At 74.4% G+C, this 14270-nt stretch carries 13 protein-coding genes; 5 read left to right on the top strand and 8 right to left on the bottom strand.

All coding sequences use genetic code 11. The annotated features are described in order from the left end of the window. The first annotated feature begins 15 nt into the window (after nucleotides 1-15). The 5 genes from ABZ576_RS23305 to ABZ576_RS23325 all read left to right on the top strand — a co-directional run bounded on the left by ABZ576_RS23305 (nucleotide 16) and on the right by ABZ576_RS23325 (nucleotide 6747). On the top strand, nucleotides 16-1602 hold the full coding sequence (locus tag ABZ576_RS23305; protein WP_360743967.1) for a PucR family transcriptional regulator: 1587 nt from the start codon (nucleotides 16-18) through the stop codon (nucleotides 1600-1602). Between the two features lie 155 nt (nucleotides 1603-1757). Next, a complete protein-coding gene (locus ABZ576_RS23310) occupies nucleotides 1758-2600 on the top strand; it encodes a nitrilase-related carbon-nitrogen hydrolase (RefSeq protein WP_360743970.1) in 843 nt (280 codons plus the stop codon). A gap of 73 nt (nucleotides 2601-2673) precedes the next feature. Further along, entirely contained in the window at nucleotides 2674-4077 is a 1404-nt protein-coding gene (hydA, locus tag ABZ576_RS23315) for a dihydropyrimidinase (RefSeq protein ID WP_360743973.1), read from the top strand. Nucleotides 4078-4088: 11 nt separating this feature from the next. Next, on the top strand, nucleotides 4089-5108 hold the full coding sequence (locus ABZ576_RS23320) for a TIGR03842 family LLM class F420-dependent oxidoreductase (RefSeq protein WP_360743976.1): 1020 nt from the start codon (nucleotides 4089-4091) through the stop codon (nucleotides 5106-5108). 112 nt (nucleotides 5109-5220) lie between these two features. Beyond that, complete coding sequence (locus tag ABZ576_RS23325; protein WP_360743979.1) at nucleotides 5221-6747, top strand: NCS1 family nucleobase:cation symporter-1; 1527 nt, start codon at nucleotides 5221-5223, stop codon at nucleotides 6745-6747. Between the two features lie 114 nt (nucleotides 6748-6861). On the opposite strand, the gene ABZ576_RS23330 is transcribed toward ABZ576_RS23325, so the two are convergent. The 8 genes from ABZ576_RS23330 to ABZ576_RS23365 all read right to left on the bottom strand — a co-directional run bounded on the left by ABZ576_RS23330 (nucleotide 6862) and on the right by ABZ576_RS23365 (nucleotide 14264). Then, nucleotides 6862-7530 carry a hypothetical protein gene (locus tag ABZ576_RS23330; RefSeq protein WP_360743982.1) on the bottom strand — a complete coding sequence of 223 codons (669 nt, stop codon included), beginning with the start codon at nucleotides 7528-7530 and terminating at the stop codon, nucleotides 6862-6864. Nucleotides 7531-7769: 239 nt separating this feature from the next. After that, nucleotides 7770-8789: a hypothetical protein gene (locus tag ABZ576_RS23335; RefSeq protein WP_360743985.1), complete on the bottom strand. Its 1020-nt coding sequence runs from the start codon at nucleotides 8787-8789 to the stop codon at nucleotides 7770-7772. A 121-nt stretch (nucleotides 8790-8910) separates the two neighbouring features. After that, complete coding sequence (locus tag ABZ576_RS23340; RefSeq protein ID WP_360743988.1) at nucleotides 8911-9183, bottom strand: DNA-binding protein; 273 nt, start codon at nucleotides 9181-9183, stop codon at nucleotides 8911-8913. Next, nucleotides 9180-9899, bottom strand: a complete 720-nt coding sequence (locus tag ABZ576_RS23345) for a hypothetical protein (protein ID WP_360743990.1) — start codon at nucleotides 9897-9899, stop codon at nucleotides 9180-9182. Before ABZ576_RS23345 ends, ABZ576_RS23340 begins: the two co-directional genes overlap by 4 nt. Before the next feature lie 52 nt (nucleotides 9900-9951). After that, nucleotides 9952-12201, bottom strand: a complete 2250-nt coding sequence (locus tag ABZ576_RS23350) for a hypothetical protein (protein WP_360743993.1) — start codon at nucleotides 12199-12201, stop codon at nucleotides 9952-9954. Beyond that, nucleotides 12191-12550, bottom strand: a complete 360-nt coding sequence (locus ABZ576_RS23355; protein WP_360743996.1) for a hypothetical protein — start codon at nucleotides 12548-12550, stop codon at nucleotides 12191-12193. Before ABZ576_RS23355 ends, ABZ576_RS23350 begins: the two co-directional genes overlap by 11 nt. A 34-nt stretch (nucleotides 12551-12584) precedes the next feature. Next, on the bottom strand, nucleotides 12585-13406 hold the full coding sequence (locus ABZ576_RS23360; RefSeq protein WP_360743999.1) for a hypothetical protein: 822 nt from the start codon (nucleotides 13404-13406) through the stop codon (nucleotides 12585-12587). A gap of 201 nt (nucleotides 13407-13607) precedes the next feature. Next, entirely contained in the window at nucleotides 13608-14264 is a 657-nt protein-coding gene (locus ABZ576_RS23365; protein ID WP_360744002.1) for a Crp/Fnr family transcriptional regulator, read from the bottom strand. Nucleotides 14265-14270: the final 6 nt, after the last annotated feature.

Below are 14270 nucleotides of genomic sequence, written 5' to 3' on the forward strand. Positions count from 1 at the left end.
GACAGGTGTACGCCCATGACCACCCTCCCGGAGTCCCGGCACACCGGCCGGCAGCCGCTCGGAACCACCCTCTCCGTACGCCAGGTGCTGACCCTGGAGCGGGTCCTCGCCGGTGAGCCCGAGGTGGTCGCGGGCAGCGGCCAGCTCGACCGGCCGGTGCGCTGGGTGCACGTCGCCGAGGCCGCCGACGTCGGCGTGATGCTCAGCGGCGGCGAGATGGTCCTCACCACCGGCGTGCTGCTCGCCGGGGACGAGGCCCGGCAGGCCGAGTACATCGGGTCCCTGCACCGGGCCGAGGCGGCCGCCGTCGTCCTCGGCCTCGGGCGGGCCTTCCCCACGCCGCCCGAGGTGATGCGCCGGACCGCCGAGCGGTGCGGACTGCCCATGGTCGTGCTGCACCGGCCGTTGCCGTTCGCCGAGCTGACGGAGGAGGTCCAGTCCCGGCTGGTACGGCGCAAGTTCGCCGCGATCAGCCTGTCGGAGACGGTACGGACCGCCCTCACCGGGCTGATCACCTCCGGTGCCCCGCTCCAGCGGCTGCTCGACGAGATCGCCCGGTACAGCGGCTGCCCGGTCGTCGTCACCAACCTCGCCCACCGGGTGCTCGGCACGGCGGGGGAGCGGGCGGCCGTGGACGACGTGCTGCGCGACTGGGACCGGATCGCCCGGCAGGCGGGCGGCGCCGCCGGCGACGGCTGGATCCACGCCGAGCTGGGCGGCCGCGGGGAGCTGTGGGGCCGGCTGCTGCTGTGCGGCCACCGGGGCGAACCGGCCACCGGGCGGCTGCTCGCCGACCGGGCCGCCGAGGCCCTGGTCCTGCACCGGATGCTGGGCGGCGCCTCGGCGCACGGCTGGGAGGAGCAGTCCGCGCGGAGCCTGCTGGCCGACCTGGTCTCCGGGGTCGTACCGGCCCGGCAGCTGCTGCCACGGGCAAGGGCGGCCGGACTCCCGGTCAACCGGCGGATCTTCGTCCCGCTCGTCGTACCCGGAGCGGACCCGGGCCGGGTCGACCGGCTGCTGCGGCTGCTGGGCCTGCCCGGGCTCGTCGCCGAGCTGGCCGACGGCTCCACCGCCGTCCTGCTCAGCCTCGCCCGCGACCAGCGGGCCGAGGCGCTCACCGCGCGCTTCGCGGCCCGGCTGCGGACCGAGACGGGCGCGGCGAACGCGGTGGTCGCCGCCGCCGGCGCGCGCACCGCCTGGGACGACGTGCCCGCCGGGCTGCGCGAGGCCCGGCACGTCGCCGACGCGGTCGCCGACTCCGCCGCCGCGCCGGACCCGCCGGCCGTCGTCCGCCTCAGGGACGTCCACCTGCGCGGGCTGGTCCGCCTGCTGCGCGACGACCCGCACGTGCAGTCCTTCGCCGAGCGGGAGCTGGACGGGCTGCTGTGCGACGCCGCACCGGAGCTGCTCGACGTCCTGCGGACCTACCTCGCGACCGGCCGCAACAAGTCCCGCACCGCCCGGCTCCACCACGTCTCCCGGCCCGCCCTCTACCGCCGGCTGGAGGCCATACAGTCCCGCCTCGGAGTCGATCTCGACGACTTCGAACAGGCGGCCTCCGTGCACATCGCGCTCCTCGCCCACGACGCGCAACAGGAGTGAAACATGCGAAGACCTGCGACAACGGCGGTGAAACATGGAACCGGGCACGCGTGACACGGTGGCACGCCGACCACCCGCGGACGTGACACGCTGCCCGTCCAGCCGGCTCCCCGCGCTCCCTAGGCTCACCGCACACCGAGCTACCGGAGGTCCCGATGAGCCGAGTGATCCGCGCCGCCCTCTTCCAGACCGCCTGGACCGGCGACAAGGAATCCATGATCCGGGTGCACGAGCAGGCGGCCCGCGACGCAGCCGCCCAGGGCGCCGAGGTCCTGTGCTTCCAGGAGCTGTTCTACGGCCCCTACTTCTGCCAGGTGCAGGACGAGGCGTTCTACGAGTACGCCGAACGGATCCCCGAGGGCCCCACCGTGCGGCGCTTCCAGTCGCTCGCCCGGGAACTGGGCCTCGTCCTCGTCCTGCCCATGTACGAGGAGGAACAGCCGGGCGTGCTCTACAACACCGCGGCGGTGATCGACGCGGACGGCTCCTACCTCGGCAAGTACCGCAAGACCCACCTCCCCCAGGTGAAGGGCTTCTGGGAGAAGTTCTACTTCCGGCCGGGCAACAGCGGCTGGCCCGTCTTCGACACGGCCGCCGGCCGGATCGCCGTCTACATCTGCTACGACCGCCACTTCCCGGAGGGCTGGCGGGCTCTGGGCCTCGCCGGTGCCGAGATCGTCTTCAACCCCTCGGCCACCTCGCGCGGCCTCTCCCGCTACCTGTGGCAGCTGGAGCAGCCGGCGGCGGCCGTGGCCAACGAGTACTTCGTCGGCGCGATCAACCGGGTCGGCGTGGAGGACCTCGGCGACAACGACTTCTACGGCACCACGTACTTCGTGGACCCGCAGGCCCGGTTCGTCGGCGAGGTCGCGAGCGACAAGGAGACCGAACTCGTCGTCCGCGACCTGGACCTGGCCACGCTGCGCGAGGTCCGCGACCGCTGGCAGTTCTACCGCGACCGGGCGCCGGGGGCGTACGGGCCGCTGACGGCGCCGTGAGGCGCCCCGAAGGGGCGGGGGCCGTGCGACGGGCCCCCGACGACCCGCAGGCGAGCACGAAGGAGAGCGCCCCATGACCCGCCGTACCGTCATCCGCGGTGGTCTCGTCATCACCGCGTCCGACGAGATCCACGCCGACGTCCTCGTCGAGGACACCCGCATCGCCGCCCTCGCCGCCTCCGGCACCCCCGCCGCGGCGGCCTTCACCGCCGACCGGGTCGTCGACGCCACCGGCAAGTACGTCATCCCGGGCGGCGTCGACGCCCACACCCACATGGAGCTGCCGTTCGGCGGCACCGCCGCCTCCGACACCTTCGAAACCGGCACCCGGGCCGCCGCCTGGGGCGGTACGACGACCATCGTCGACTTCGCGGTGCAGGGCGTGGGACACACCCTGCGCGAGGGCCTGGACGCCTGGCACGCCAAGGCCGAGGGCAACTGCGCGATCGACTACGCCTTCCACATGATCGTCTCCGACGTGAACCAGGAGACGCTCAAGGAGATGGACCTCCTGGTCGAGGAGGGGGTGACCAGCTTCAAGCAGTTCATGGCGTACCCGGGGGTCTTCTACTCGGACGACGGGCAGATCCTGCGCGCCATGCAGCGCGCCGCCGGGAACGGCGGGCTGATCATGATGCACGCCGAGAACGGCATCGCCATCGACGTGCTGGTGGAACAGGCGCTGGCGCGCGGTGAGACCGACCCCCGCTACCACGGCGAGGTCCGCAAGGCCCTGCTGGAGGCCGAGGCCACCCACCGCGCCATCCGCCTCGCCCAGGTCGCCGGCGCCCCGCTGTACGTCGTGCACGTCTCGGCCATGGAGGCGGTCGCCGAGCTCGCGCGGGCCCGCGACGAGGGACTGAACGTCTTCGGCGAGACCTGCCCGCAGTACCTGTTCCTGTCCACCGACAACCTCGCCGAACCCGGCTTCGAGGGCGCCAAGTACGTGTGCAGCACGCCGCTGCGGCCGCGCGAACACCAGGCCCGGCTCTGGCGGGGGCTGCGGACCAACGACCTCCAGGTGGTCTCCACCGACCACTGCCCCTTCTGCTTCACGGGCCAGAAGGAACTGGGCCGCGGCGACTTCTCCAAGATCCCCAACGGGCTGCCGGGCGTGGAGAACCGCATGGACCTGCTCCACCAGGCGGTCGTGGACGGGCACATCTCCCGCCGGCGCTGGATCGAGATCGCCTGCGCCACCCCGGCCAGGATGTTCGGCCTGTACCCGAAGAAGGGCACCATCACCCCGGGCGCCGACGCGGACGTCGTCGTCTACGACCCGCACGCCGAGCAGGTCCTGTCCGCCGCGACCCACCACATGAACGTCGACTACTCGGCGTACGAGGGCACACGCGTCACCGGCCGCGTCGAGACCGTCCTCTCGCGCGGCGAACTCGTCATCGACCAGCGGGAGTACACCGGACGCGCCGGGCACGGCGTCTACACCCCGCGCTCGACCTGTCAGTACCTCACCTAGGAGCGGCGCCCATGGACTTCGGACTCGTCCTCCAGACCGACCCGCCGGCCTCCCGCGTCGTCAGCCTGATGAAACGGGCCGAGCGCAACGGCTTCACGTACGGCTGGACCTTCGACTCCGCCGTGCTCTGGCAGGAGCCGTTCGTGATCTACAGCCAGATCCTGGCCAACACCTCCAGGCTCAGGGTCGGCCCGATGGTCACCAACCCGGGCACCCGCACCTGGGAGGTCACCGCCTCCACCTTCGCCACCCTCAACGACATGTTCGGCAACCGGACCGTGTGCGGCATCGGCCGCGGCGACTCCGCGATGCGCGTGGCCGGCCGCAAGCCCGAAACCCTCGCCCGGATCAGCGAGGCCATGAAGGTCATCCGGGCCCTCGGCCGCGGCGAGGAGGCCGACCTCGGCGGCACGCGGATCCGGTTCCCGTGGGTCCGGGAGGGCGCCGAACTCCCCGTCTGGATGGCCGCGTACGGCCCGAAGGCGCTGAAGACGGCCGGCGAGGAGGCCGACGGGTTCATCCTCCAGCTCGCCGACCTGTACCTGACCGAGTACATGGTGAAGGCCGTCAAGGACGCGGCCGTCGCCGCCGGGCGCGACCCCGCCGAGGTGACCGTCTGCGTCGCCGCCCCGGCGTACGTCACCGCGGACGACTCGCCCGAGGCCCTCGCCCACGCCCGCGAACAGTGCCGCTGGTTCGGCGGCATGGTCGGCAACCACGTCGCCGACCTGGTCGCCCGGTACGGCGAACACTCCTCCCAGGTCCCCGGCGAACTCACCGACTACATCAAGGCACGGCACGGCTACGACTACGCCCACCACGGGCGCAGCGGCAACCCGGACACCGAGTTCGTGCCCGACGAGATCGTGGACCGGTTCTGTGTCATCGGCCCGGCCGGGAAGCACGTCGAGAAGCTGACCGCGCTCCGCGCGCTGGGCGTCGACCAGTTCGCGGTGTACGACATGCACGACGCCCAGGAGGCCACCATCGACGCCTACGGCACGACGGTGATCCCGGCCCTCCGCTCCTGACCCCCTCACCGAGCCCCCACGCCCTCCCTGGTCTCCCCTCCCCGCCGTCCCGGGGAGGGGGCTGGTGCCCGCACGGCCTCTCCCGATCCACCCCTGACCGATTGGCCAGCCCATGACCGACACCGCTCCCCCGGCCATACCGATCCCCGGCCAGGTCACCCTCCCCGACGGGCGCGTGGAACTCGCCCCCGGCACGCCCCCGCCCGGCGGCCCCTACGCCAACGAGGACCTCCTCCCGGTCCCCGCGGCCGGGCGCACCTGGACGACGTACAACTTCTCGGCCCTGTGGGTGGGCATGGCCCACAACACCGCGTCCTGGACCCTCGCCTCCGGGCTGATCGCGGTGGGCATGGACTGGCGGCAGGCGGTGTTCACCATCGCCCTCGCCAATCTCATCGTGCTGGTCCCCATGCTGCTGACCGGGCACGCGGGCCCCAAGTACGGCATCCCCTTCCCCGTCTTCGCCCGCGCCTCCTTCGGTGTGCGCGGCGCCAACCTGCCCGCCGTCGTACGGGCGCTGGTGGCGTGCGGCTGGTTCGGCATCCAGACCTGGATCGGCGGCGAGGCGATCTACTTCCTCGCCGGGAAGCTGATCGGCGACGGCTGGTCGGACGCCGCGCGGCTCGGCGGCCACGCGTGGACCATGTGGCTGTCGTTCGCGCTCTTCTGGGCCGTCCAGGTCGCGATCATCCACCGGGGCATGGAGACCGTCCGCCGCTTCGAGAACTGGGCCGCGCCCTTCGTCCTCGTCGGCGCGTTCGTGATGCTCGGGTGGATGAGCGTCAAGGCCGGCGGCGTGGGCCCGCTCTTCGGCCAGCCGTCCAGGCTCGGCTGGGGCGGCGACTTCTGGAAGCTGTTCTGGCCGTCCCTCATGGGCATGATCGGCTTCTGGTCCACCCTGTCGCTGAACATCCCCGACTTCACCCGCTACGGCCGCAGCCAGAAGGCGCAGACCTGGGGCCAGGCCCTCGGCCTGCCGACCACCATGACCCTCTTCGCCTTCCTCTCGGTGCTGGTGACCTCCGGCTCGCAGGCGGTCTACGGCGAGCCGGTCTGGGACCCCGTGCGGCTGGCGGCCAGGACGGACAACGCGGCCGGGCTGCTGTACGCGCTGGTGACCGTCCTGGTGGCGACCCTGTCCGTCAACATCGCGGCCAACCTGGTCTCCCCGGCCTTCGACTTCTCCAACGTGGCGCCCCGCAGGGTGAGTTTCCGCAGCGGCGCCCTGATCACCGCGGTCCTCGCCGTGCTGATCCGCCCGTGGAAGCTGTACTCCGACCCGCAGGGCTACATCTTCACCTGGCTCGGCCTGGTGGGCGGGCTGCTCGGCACGGTCGCGGGCATCCTCGTCGCCGACTACTGGCTGCTGCGCCGCACCCGCCTGGACCTCGCCGACCTCTACCGGGCGGGCGGCCGCTACTGGTACACGGGCGGCTGGAACTGGCGGGCGGTCGTCGCCTTCCTCGCCGGCGGTGTCCTCGCGGTCGGCGGGGCGAGCTTCGCGCCCCTGACCGACGGCCGCCCGGTCCCGGCGCTGTCCCCGCTCGCCGACTACGGCTGGGCGGTCGGCCTCGGCACCTCCCTGGTGCTGTACCTGACGCTGACCCTGGCCACGGGCCGGGCCCGGCGAACCGGCTGACGGCCGGGCCGGGGCGGCGGTCTTCGGCGCGGCGGGGCGCCGCGGTACGGCGGGGCGCCGCGGTACGGCGGGGCGCCGCGGTACGGCGGGGCGCCGCGGTACGGCCGGCGCCGCTCAGCCCCGGCCGTCCTCCAGCGCGGCGACCGCGGACCTGGCCGCCTTGATGGCCCCCTTGTTGATCTCTTCGGTGCCGGGGGCCTTCCTGGTCTCGAAGTCGCTGCCGTTGTAGGTGACGACGACGATCGCGTTGGCGGCGCGGACCAGCACCACACCCTCCCGGGTCTGCTGCCCGTCCTCCGTGGTGAGGTTCACGACGGAGTAGGCGCTGTCCCCGAGCCCGGGGACGGCGCCGCCGCCGCTCTTCTCGGCGACCCGCTGTCCGTACTCCTTCTCCGCGTCCCGGTCGGAGTCGCCGATCTCGTAGGACACGTCGAGCCAGCGGTAGTCGTAGCCCTTGAGCGCGTTCCACGAGCAGGTGCGGCGCAGGTCGGTGTCCGTCGACGGGATCTCCTTGCCGGCCGGCTTCGCCCCCGGCACCAGCGCCGTGACGGTGGCCGCGGGCACACCGGCGCAGGGTGCCGGTGCCGTGGTGTACGTCTTCGCCGCCGTGGTGGACGACGGGGCCGTGGCGGCGGACCCGGCGGGTGTGTTCTGGGCCGGCTGGTGCCCGGCGGCCGCGGGCGGCGCGGCCGGGCCGGACGTCAGCGCCCAGCCGGCGCAGGCGAGCACGGCGACCGGAGACAGGCGCGCGGTGAGCGCGAGCGGCAGAGGAAGGGAACGCACGGCGCACTTCTCGTGGGGGAGGGGTGCGGAAGGGGTCCGCAGGGTGGACGGGGACGACAGTGTCACACGACTGCCTGTGGGGCGGAAGTGTCAACGCGCTCCGTACCCGGCCGGTCACGGCTGCCCCCACGCGGCGTACTTATTTGTCCTATATGCCCGTTGAGTGGCCTGCCTGCCTGCCTGCCTGCACGCCTGCCTGCCTGCCCGGGTGTTCTCCGGACCGGCAGGCAGGCGCCGGGTCAGGCCTGCTTGAGCGTGCGGGCCATGCGCTCGCACTCCTCGAACGGTGACAGGATCCCGAGCAGTGTCCGCAGCGACGCGGCGATCTTGCGGCTCGGCTTGCGCAGCCGGCTGCTGGTCCGGCCGATCCACAGGAGCATGGGCCCGAACTCCTCGACGGCGGTGGCCGCCTCCCGCATCTCCCGCGCCTGCTCGATCACCTGGTCGAGCAGGGGGTCGACGTTGTCCGGCCACTCGGAGCGCGGGGTGTCCCGGGCCCATTCCAGGAATGCGCGCAGCGCGCCGAGCGCGAGTTCCATCCGCGCGGCGAGCCGCCAGGCCGCCGACTCCAGGTCGTCCGCGGGCCCCTCGATGGACTTGGCGAACCGGTTGACGGCCGCCAGCTGGGCGCTCATCGGGGTCCCCGGCGCATTGGCCCGCACCATGTCCTCGGCGGACAGCTCACCCATCGCGGCCAAGTCCTGGAAGGCCGCCTCCACCATCATCATGTCCTCCGCCATGGCCTCCATCTCTGTCTCGGCGGCCACCGCCAGCTCCAGTACTCCGGGGCCGCTCTCCTCCAGCGCGGCCGGCTCCTCCTCCCCCTCGTGCTCCCCCTTCCGCGCGGCCTGCCCGCCGACCCGGTCGCCGGCCGGTACGGCGGCCAGGTCCAGCTCCTCGGCGAGGGCCGCCCGCAACAGGGCGCGCGCGGCGGCCCGGCCGAGGGGCAGCGGCGGGAACTCGATGGCCGGGAGCGCGCCGAGGCCCGCCGGTACCGTCCCGGCCTGCCCCAGACGCACCGTGCGCCGGCCCGCGGCATGCCGGACACCGAGCCCGAGGACGACCGACGGATCGCCCCCGGTCAGATCGGCGACGACCACGTCCTCCTCCAGGAGGTGCCGGACGAGCCGGTCTCCCAGCGGGCTCGGGTCGGCGAGCTGGTCCGCCCGGATCAGGGACAGCTCCAGTTCTTCGCACACGGGCCGCACGACCTCCTCGTGGAAGAGCGAGGCCGGACCGAGGGCGAGACAGGTGGGCATGACGAAGTACCTCCGGATGCGGAAACGGTCGGAAACATCGGAAACAGTCGCGAACGGCCGGAACGGTCGGGAGCGGGCGGTGGGTCCCGCGGGGGCGCGGAGGGGCACCGCCCGGGCCGGCTCAGTCGAAGAGGGTCAGCGCCACGCCGTCGCCGAGGTCGTCGGCGTAGACGGGCCGCTCCTCGATGCCCAGCGCGGACAGCAGGTGGGCGGTGAGAACGCGATGACGGCGGCCGACCCGGACCGTCTCGCAGGGGAAGGCGCCGAGGGCGATCAGCCGGTAGGCGGTGGCCATGCACATGCCGTACGCCCTGGCCGCCGTCCTCAGGTCGACACTGACCGGCAGATCGAGGACCTCACGGAAGGTCAGCGGGGTCGGCGGGCGTCCGGTCATCCGCGGCTCCTCGGCCGCAGGGACAGCGTGCCGACCCGGCGGCCGCGCTGGAACCGGCGGGCCGTGGCGACCCGTTCGGCCAGGCCCCACTCCCCGGCCAGGGCACCGATACGGACGCCCTCCGCGCGGTCGGCCGGGACGCTGATCCGCACGGTCGCGGCGAGTCCGTCCGGCCGGTCCCGGCCGTCGAACTCCGCCTGCCAGAGAGCACCCCGGCCGGGCCGCGCGTCCGCCGTGCACTGGATGTCCTCCACGGCCCTCTCGGGCCGCGCCCGGCGGGCGGCCTCCCAGGCGCGGCTGCACGCGGAGCGCAGCAGCACGGAGCCGGGGTCCGGGGTGTGCGGCTCGATCGTCCGCAGGGCTTCGAGGAAGGCGGTCAGCATCTCCGCCTCGACGTCGTCCCGGTCGGTGCCGAAGCGGTGGACGATGGTGGCGGCGTGCCGGCGCAGACCGGGCAGCGCGAGCCACACCGCGCCCAGCCGCCAGCCCTCCCCGCCGGTGTCCTCACGGGACAGCACGGCGATCCGGTGCCACAGCGCGGCGCGTACGGCGTCCGGCGCCGAGCGGTCGTAGAGCAGGCCGCGGGCCTCGGCGGGGGTCAGTTCGGTGCCGGCGGTGCCGGACCCGTCGTCCAGCCGGAGCCCGGTCAGCGGCTCCCGGTTCCCCGGTTCCCGCTCCACGCGGGCGAAGAGACTGGAGTACGGGGATGACGTCATCGTCGATCTCCTTGTGCTCGGTGGCATGGGTGTCCTGCGCGGCGGGGGCGGATCACGCGGGCCGGCCGGCGGCGGCGGTTCCGGGCCCGCCGCGCCACTCGGCGAGGGACCGTTCGGCGCGGGCCTTGCCGGGCGTGGTCCGCGCGGCGCGCTCGACCGACATCAGCAGCCGCAGGCAGCCGGGCCGGCGGCCGGCGACGAGCCGGGCGAACAAGGCGTCCAGCTGCCGCTCGCGTTCGGCGGCCCCGGCCGCACCGGCGCACCACATCAGCAGCGCGTCCCGCATCGCCGGAAAGACCGCGGCCTCGTCCAGCGCGGCGCAGACCAGGGCGACGACGGGGTCCGCGGCCTCCCGGCCGGCGGCCAGCCGGTCGCCGAACCAGCCCCAGTCCTCGGTCACGAGGGCGGGGAACACCAGGGTGGCCAGCGCTCCCGCCAAGTCCTCGGCGTGCGCCCACGCGGCCAGCTCCCGCACGATCGCCTCGCGCGTCCCGCCCGCCCCGGCGGCGAACCGGAGCACCAGCGTCCCCGACACCTGCAGGGCCGTCGCGGCGGCGTCCTCGTCGTCGCCGAGAGCGTCCACCACCCGGCGCAGCAGCCGCAGAGCGGCCTCCGCCGGCAGTCCCTCCGCCTCCGGCCGGCAGGCGACCACGACCGCGGAGCGCACCGTGTGATCGGGCGCGCCGCTCCACTCGTCCAGCAGCGTTCGCGCCCTGCCTGCGGCGGGCGGGCGGCCCGCGGCCGCGGCGAGGGCTCGGCCCGCGACCTCCGCGGCCGTCCGAGGTCCGGCGCGGAGCAGGTTCCCGAGGAGTTCCAGACTCCGCCCGGCCGTGCGGACGGCCAGGGCGGCGACCGCGCGCCCGGCGCGCTCCGCCTGTTCCTCGTTCCCGGCCGCGCCGAGCCAGACGTGCAGCGCGGGCAGCCATTCGGCCCGCTCCCGGCACACCTCGTCCCAGACCGCCTCGCTCACCGCGGGCCACAGGAAGGAGACCGTCCCGATCCGGTCGCCGTCCTCGGGGACCGTGCACCGCGCCCCGACGTCCGCCAGGCGACCCGCGGCGACGGCCCCGAGCGGAGCCGGTGCGCCGTCCGGCGCGAAGTCCCCGGCGAACCGCGGCAGGGCGAGCACCGGCCGGCCCGCGCTCCCTTCCTGCGGCGGCGTCGGCGGCGAGGCTCCCGGATCCCCCTGGGAGCCGATCGCACCGAGGGGAACCGGTGGGGCGCCGATCGTGCCGACGGGGTGCTGCCGGGCGCCGATCGCGCCGGCCGGATGCTGCTGGGCGCCGGTCGCACCGAGGGGAACCCGCTCGGCGCCGATCGTGCCGACGGAATCCCGCTGGGCACCGATCACGCCGAGCAGGGCGGCCGCCCGGCCGAGGACGGTGTCCCGGTCCAGGCCCTCGTGGACACAGACCGCGAACAGCAGGGCCGTGCGGCCGGGATCGCCCTCGGCTCCGGCCAGCAGCCGCGTGGCCTCCGTCCTGGCGAGGCGGGCCGTCAGCTCCGCGGGGCGCACCCGGCCGTCGGGCGCGGAACGCGCCAGGGCCTCGGCGACCTGGACGGCCCGGCCCGGCGGCAGGCCGGGCGGCAGGAGAGCGGCCAGGGCGTCCGGCCCGAGCCGTCTGCGGCGGCGGGCGCGCTCCCGGGGGTCCGGGCACAGGTCCGCGAAGTGCGCCGAGAACACCTCCCGGGGATCCGGCGGCCGGTGGCGCAGCACCCGCACGCCGAGCCGGTCCTCCAGCGCGCGTGCCAGGCCCGGGGCCTCCTCCAGGACCACGACCAGCCGCGCGCCCGCCCGCGCGAGGTGCGCCTCCAAGTCCGCCACGTCCCAGGACCGCAGGGCGAGCGGATCACTCAGGTCCATCACCAGATAGCCGTCCGCGCCGCGCGCGCGAGGCCGCCAGTGGGCCAGCTCCACCCGGCCGTCGACCTGGACCAGCGCCGGGTCGGCGCAGCCGTGCGCCAGCAGGCTGAGCGCCAGCGTCTGCCGCCCGGTGCCGGGCGCCCCGAGGACGAACAGGACGCCGGAGTCGAGCGCGTCGAGCCCTTCCGCGTAGCCGGCGGGCCGGGCGAAGCACTCCCGGGCGGCCCGGAGGTCCTTCGCCCGCACCGGTCCCTGGCGTACGAGGGCCACGTCCCGGCCGTCCGGCACCGCGGGCCCGCTCAGCACGGTCCGCTGACCGCCGTGCACCTCACCCGTGTTGACGGTGCCCTGGGGGGCGACGATCACCGTCGCCCTGGTGCGGGCGAGTTCCGGCAGCAGGGCGCCGATGCCGTCCTCCACACCGGTCTCAGAGCCCACGGCCGGCCTCCCGGGCCGGACGGCCGGACGCGTCGACGTGGACGAGGGACTGACCGCCGTGCACGGTACCGGTGTTGATGATGCCGCGCTCGGCACTGAGCACCGTGACGTGCGCCGCCCCGGCCGCCTCCGCTTCCGTCCCGGCGGCCCCGGCTTCCGTCCCGGCGGCGCCGGCCGCCGGTTCCGCGCGCTGTTCCCCGGCCGGGGTCCCGCCGCCGTCCTCGTCGTGCCGGTCCCCGCCGGCCCGGCCCGGCCAGGGGTACGGCAGACCCCGGGCCGGTGCGGGGAACGCGGGTGTCGCCCGGCGCAGGCCCGGCTCGGGCTCCGCCGGCTGTGCGTGATCGCGCATGGCTGTTTCCTTTGCTGGAGATGGATGGGACTGTTCAGTGGTGGTGGTTGCCGACGCTCTGACCGCCGTGCACCGTCCCGGTGTTGACGTTTCCGTGCGGGGCGGTGGCGACGATCCGGATGCGGCTGGCCCCGCCGCGCCACACCGCGCGGCCGGGGCCGTCCTCCGGCGCCGCCGCGGCGCCCGGGCCGGGCGCCGGCGCGGACGGCAACGGGACGTAGAGCCACGCCCGTTGGGTGAACGCCGTGCCGTCGACGGTCGCCGGGACCTCGGTGAAGTGGTCGGGGTGCCGCCCGGTGTACCCGCTCACGACCGCGTCCTGGTAGCAGCGGTCCGACAGGATGGCCGCCACCTGCGTGACGTGCTCGCTGGACCGCGCCAGGGCGGCTTTGACGGGTCGGGAGTCGAGCAGGCGGTGGGTGTCGTTGCGTGCCGTTCCGTTGCCGCCGAACGCGTCCCCGGTGTCGGGCAGCGGACCGATGTGCAGACCGACCCGCAGCCTGATCCGGGCGGTGCCGAGGGCGTGGACGTTCAGTTCGGAGACGACGTCCTGGAGCGTGTCGAGCCAGGGGTGGATCACCAGGGGTGTCAGCGCGGGATCGAAGCCCAGGACGTACCCGTCACCTGTGGTGGCGGGGAACATCCGGCCGCTCCACACCTCCGCCAGACCGGCGCGCTCCAGTGAGGTGCGGAGCAGTTCGGGCACCGCCCGGCTGATCACCTCGTGCTCGATGGCCGGGCGTCCGGTGAAGCCCTTCATGTCCACGGCCAGGATGCCGCGGTGAGGGGGGAGCGGCCGGCTGCGGGAGTAGGGGACCGCGGTGGTCGGGGGCAGGTCGCGACCGTCGTCGTGCATCGTGTCTCCTCCGCGAAGGTCCGCCCGGCGCACGGGAGTCGGCGCCGTCCGCGGCGGACGGGGGGTGGGTGCCGGTGGCCGGCCCCATGAGCTTCGCGGGGATACGGGGGAGGTTCCGCTCCCTCAGAACCGAGGGAGCGTGACGGGCGTCACGGCAGGACCCGCCGCCGGACACGGAGGTCCGGGTGCGGGCGCTCGGGCTCAGGCGGCCGGCCGCTGCCCGAGCGCACGGCGCAGTCCCCCCTCGTCGGTGATCTCGACGGAGGTCCGGCCGGCCCGCACACAGCCCGGCCCGAGGCGGCGCAGGGCCTCGCTGACGGACCCGCGGCCCACGTCGAGGTGCTGGGCCAGTTCCAGCCGGGTGAGCCGGAAGGAGCGTTCGCCGGACAGGGCCATGAGGCGCAGCAGGGTCGCCGCGAGCCGCTGGTCGAGGTCGCCCTCGCCGGCCTCGGTCTGCTCCCGCAGCCGGCCCAGCGCCAGCCGGTTCAGCTTCTCCGTGAGGTCGTGCTCCTTCACGAGGGCCCGGAACGCGGCCGCCGGAACAACGGCAACTTTGCAATCCGTAACTGTTTGGACGTCGGCGAGCCGGGCGTCCCCGTCCTGTACCGCCATCTCGCCCAGCACTTCCCCCGGACCGCGGAAGGACAGCAGCCGGTCCCGGCCGTCCACGCTCCTGCGGACCACCTTCACGATGCCCTGCATCAACGCCAGTACGTGCGTGCCGGCTTCTCCCTGGCGCAGTAGGATCTGCCCGGCCGTGTGCGCCCGGGCGGGGTAGGCTCCTGCCATGCTCCACCACGCCACGGGGGCCAGATCGCGCAGTGTCGTGGGCGGCGAGAGAGGGCTCTGTTCGCTCATGCGATG

The organism is Streptomyces sp. NPDC013455 (assembly GCF_040632975.1).
Taxonomy (GTDB): Bacteria; Actinomycetota; Actinomycetes; order Streptomycetales; family Streptomycetaceae; genus Streptomyces.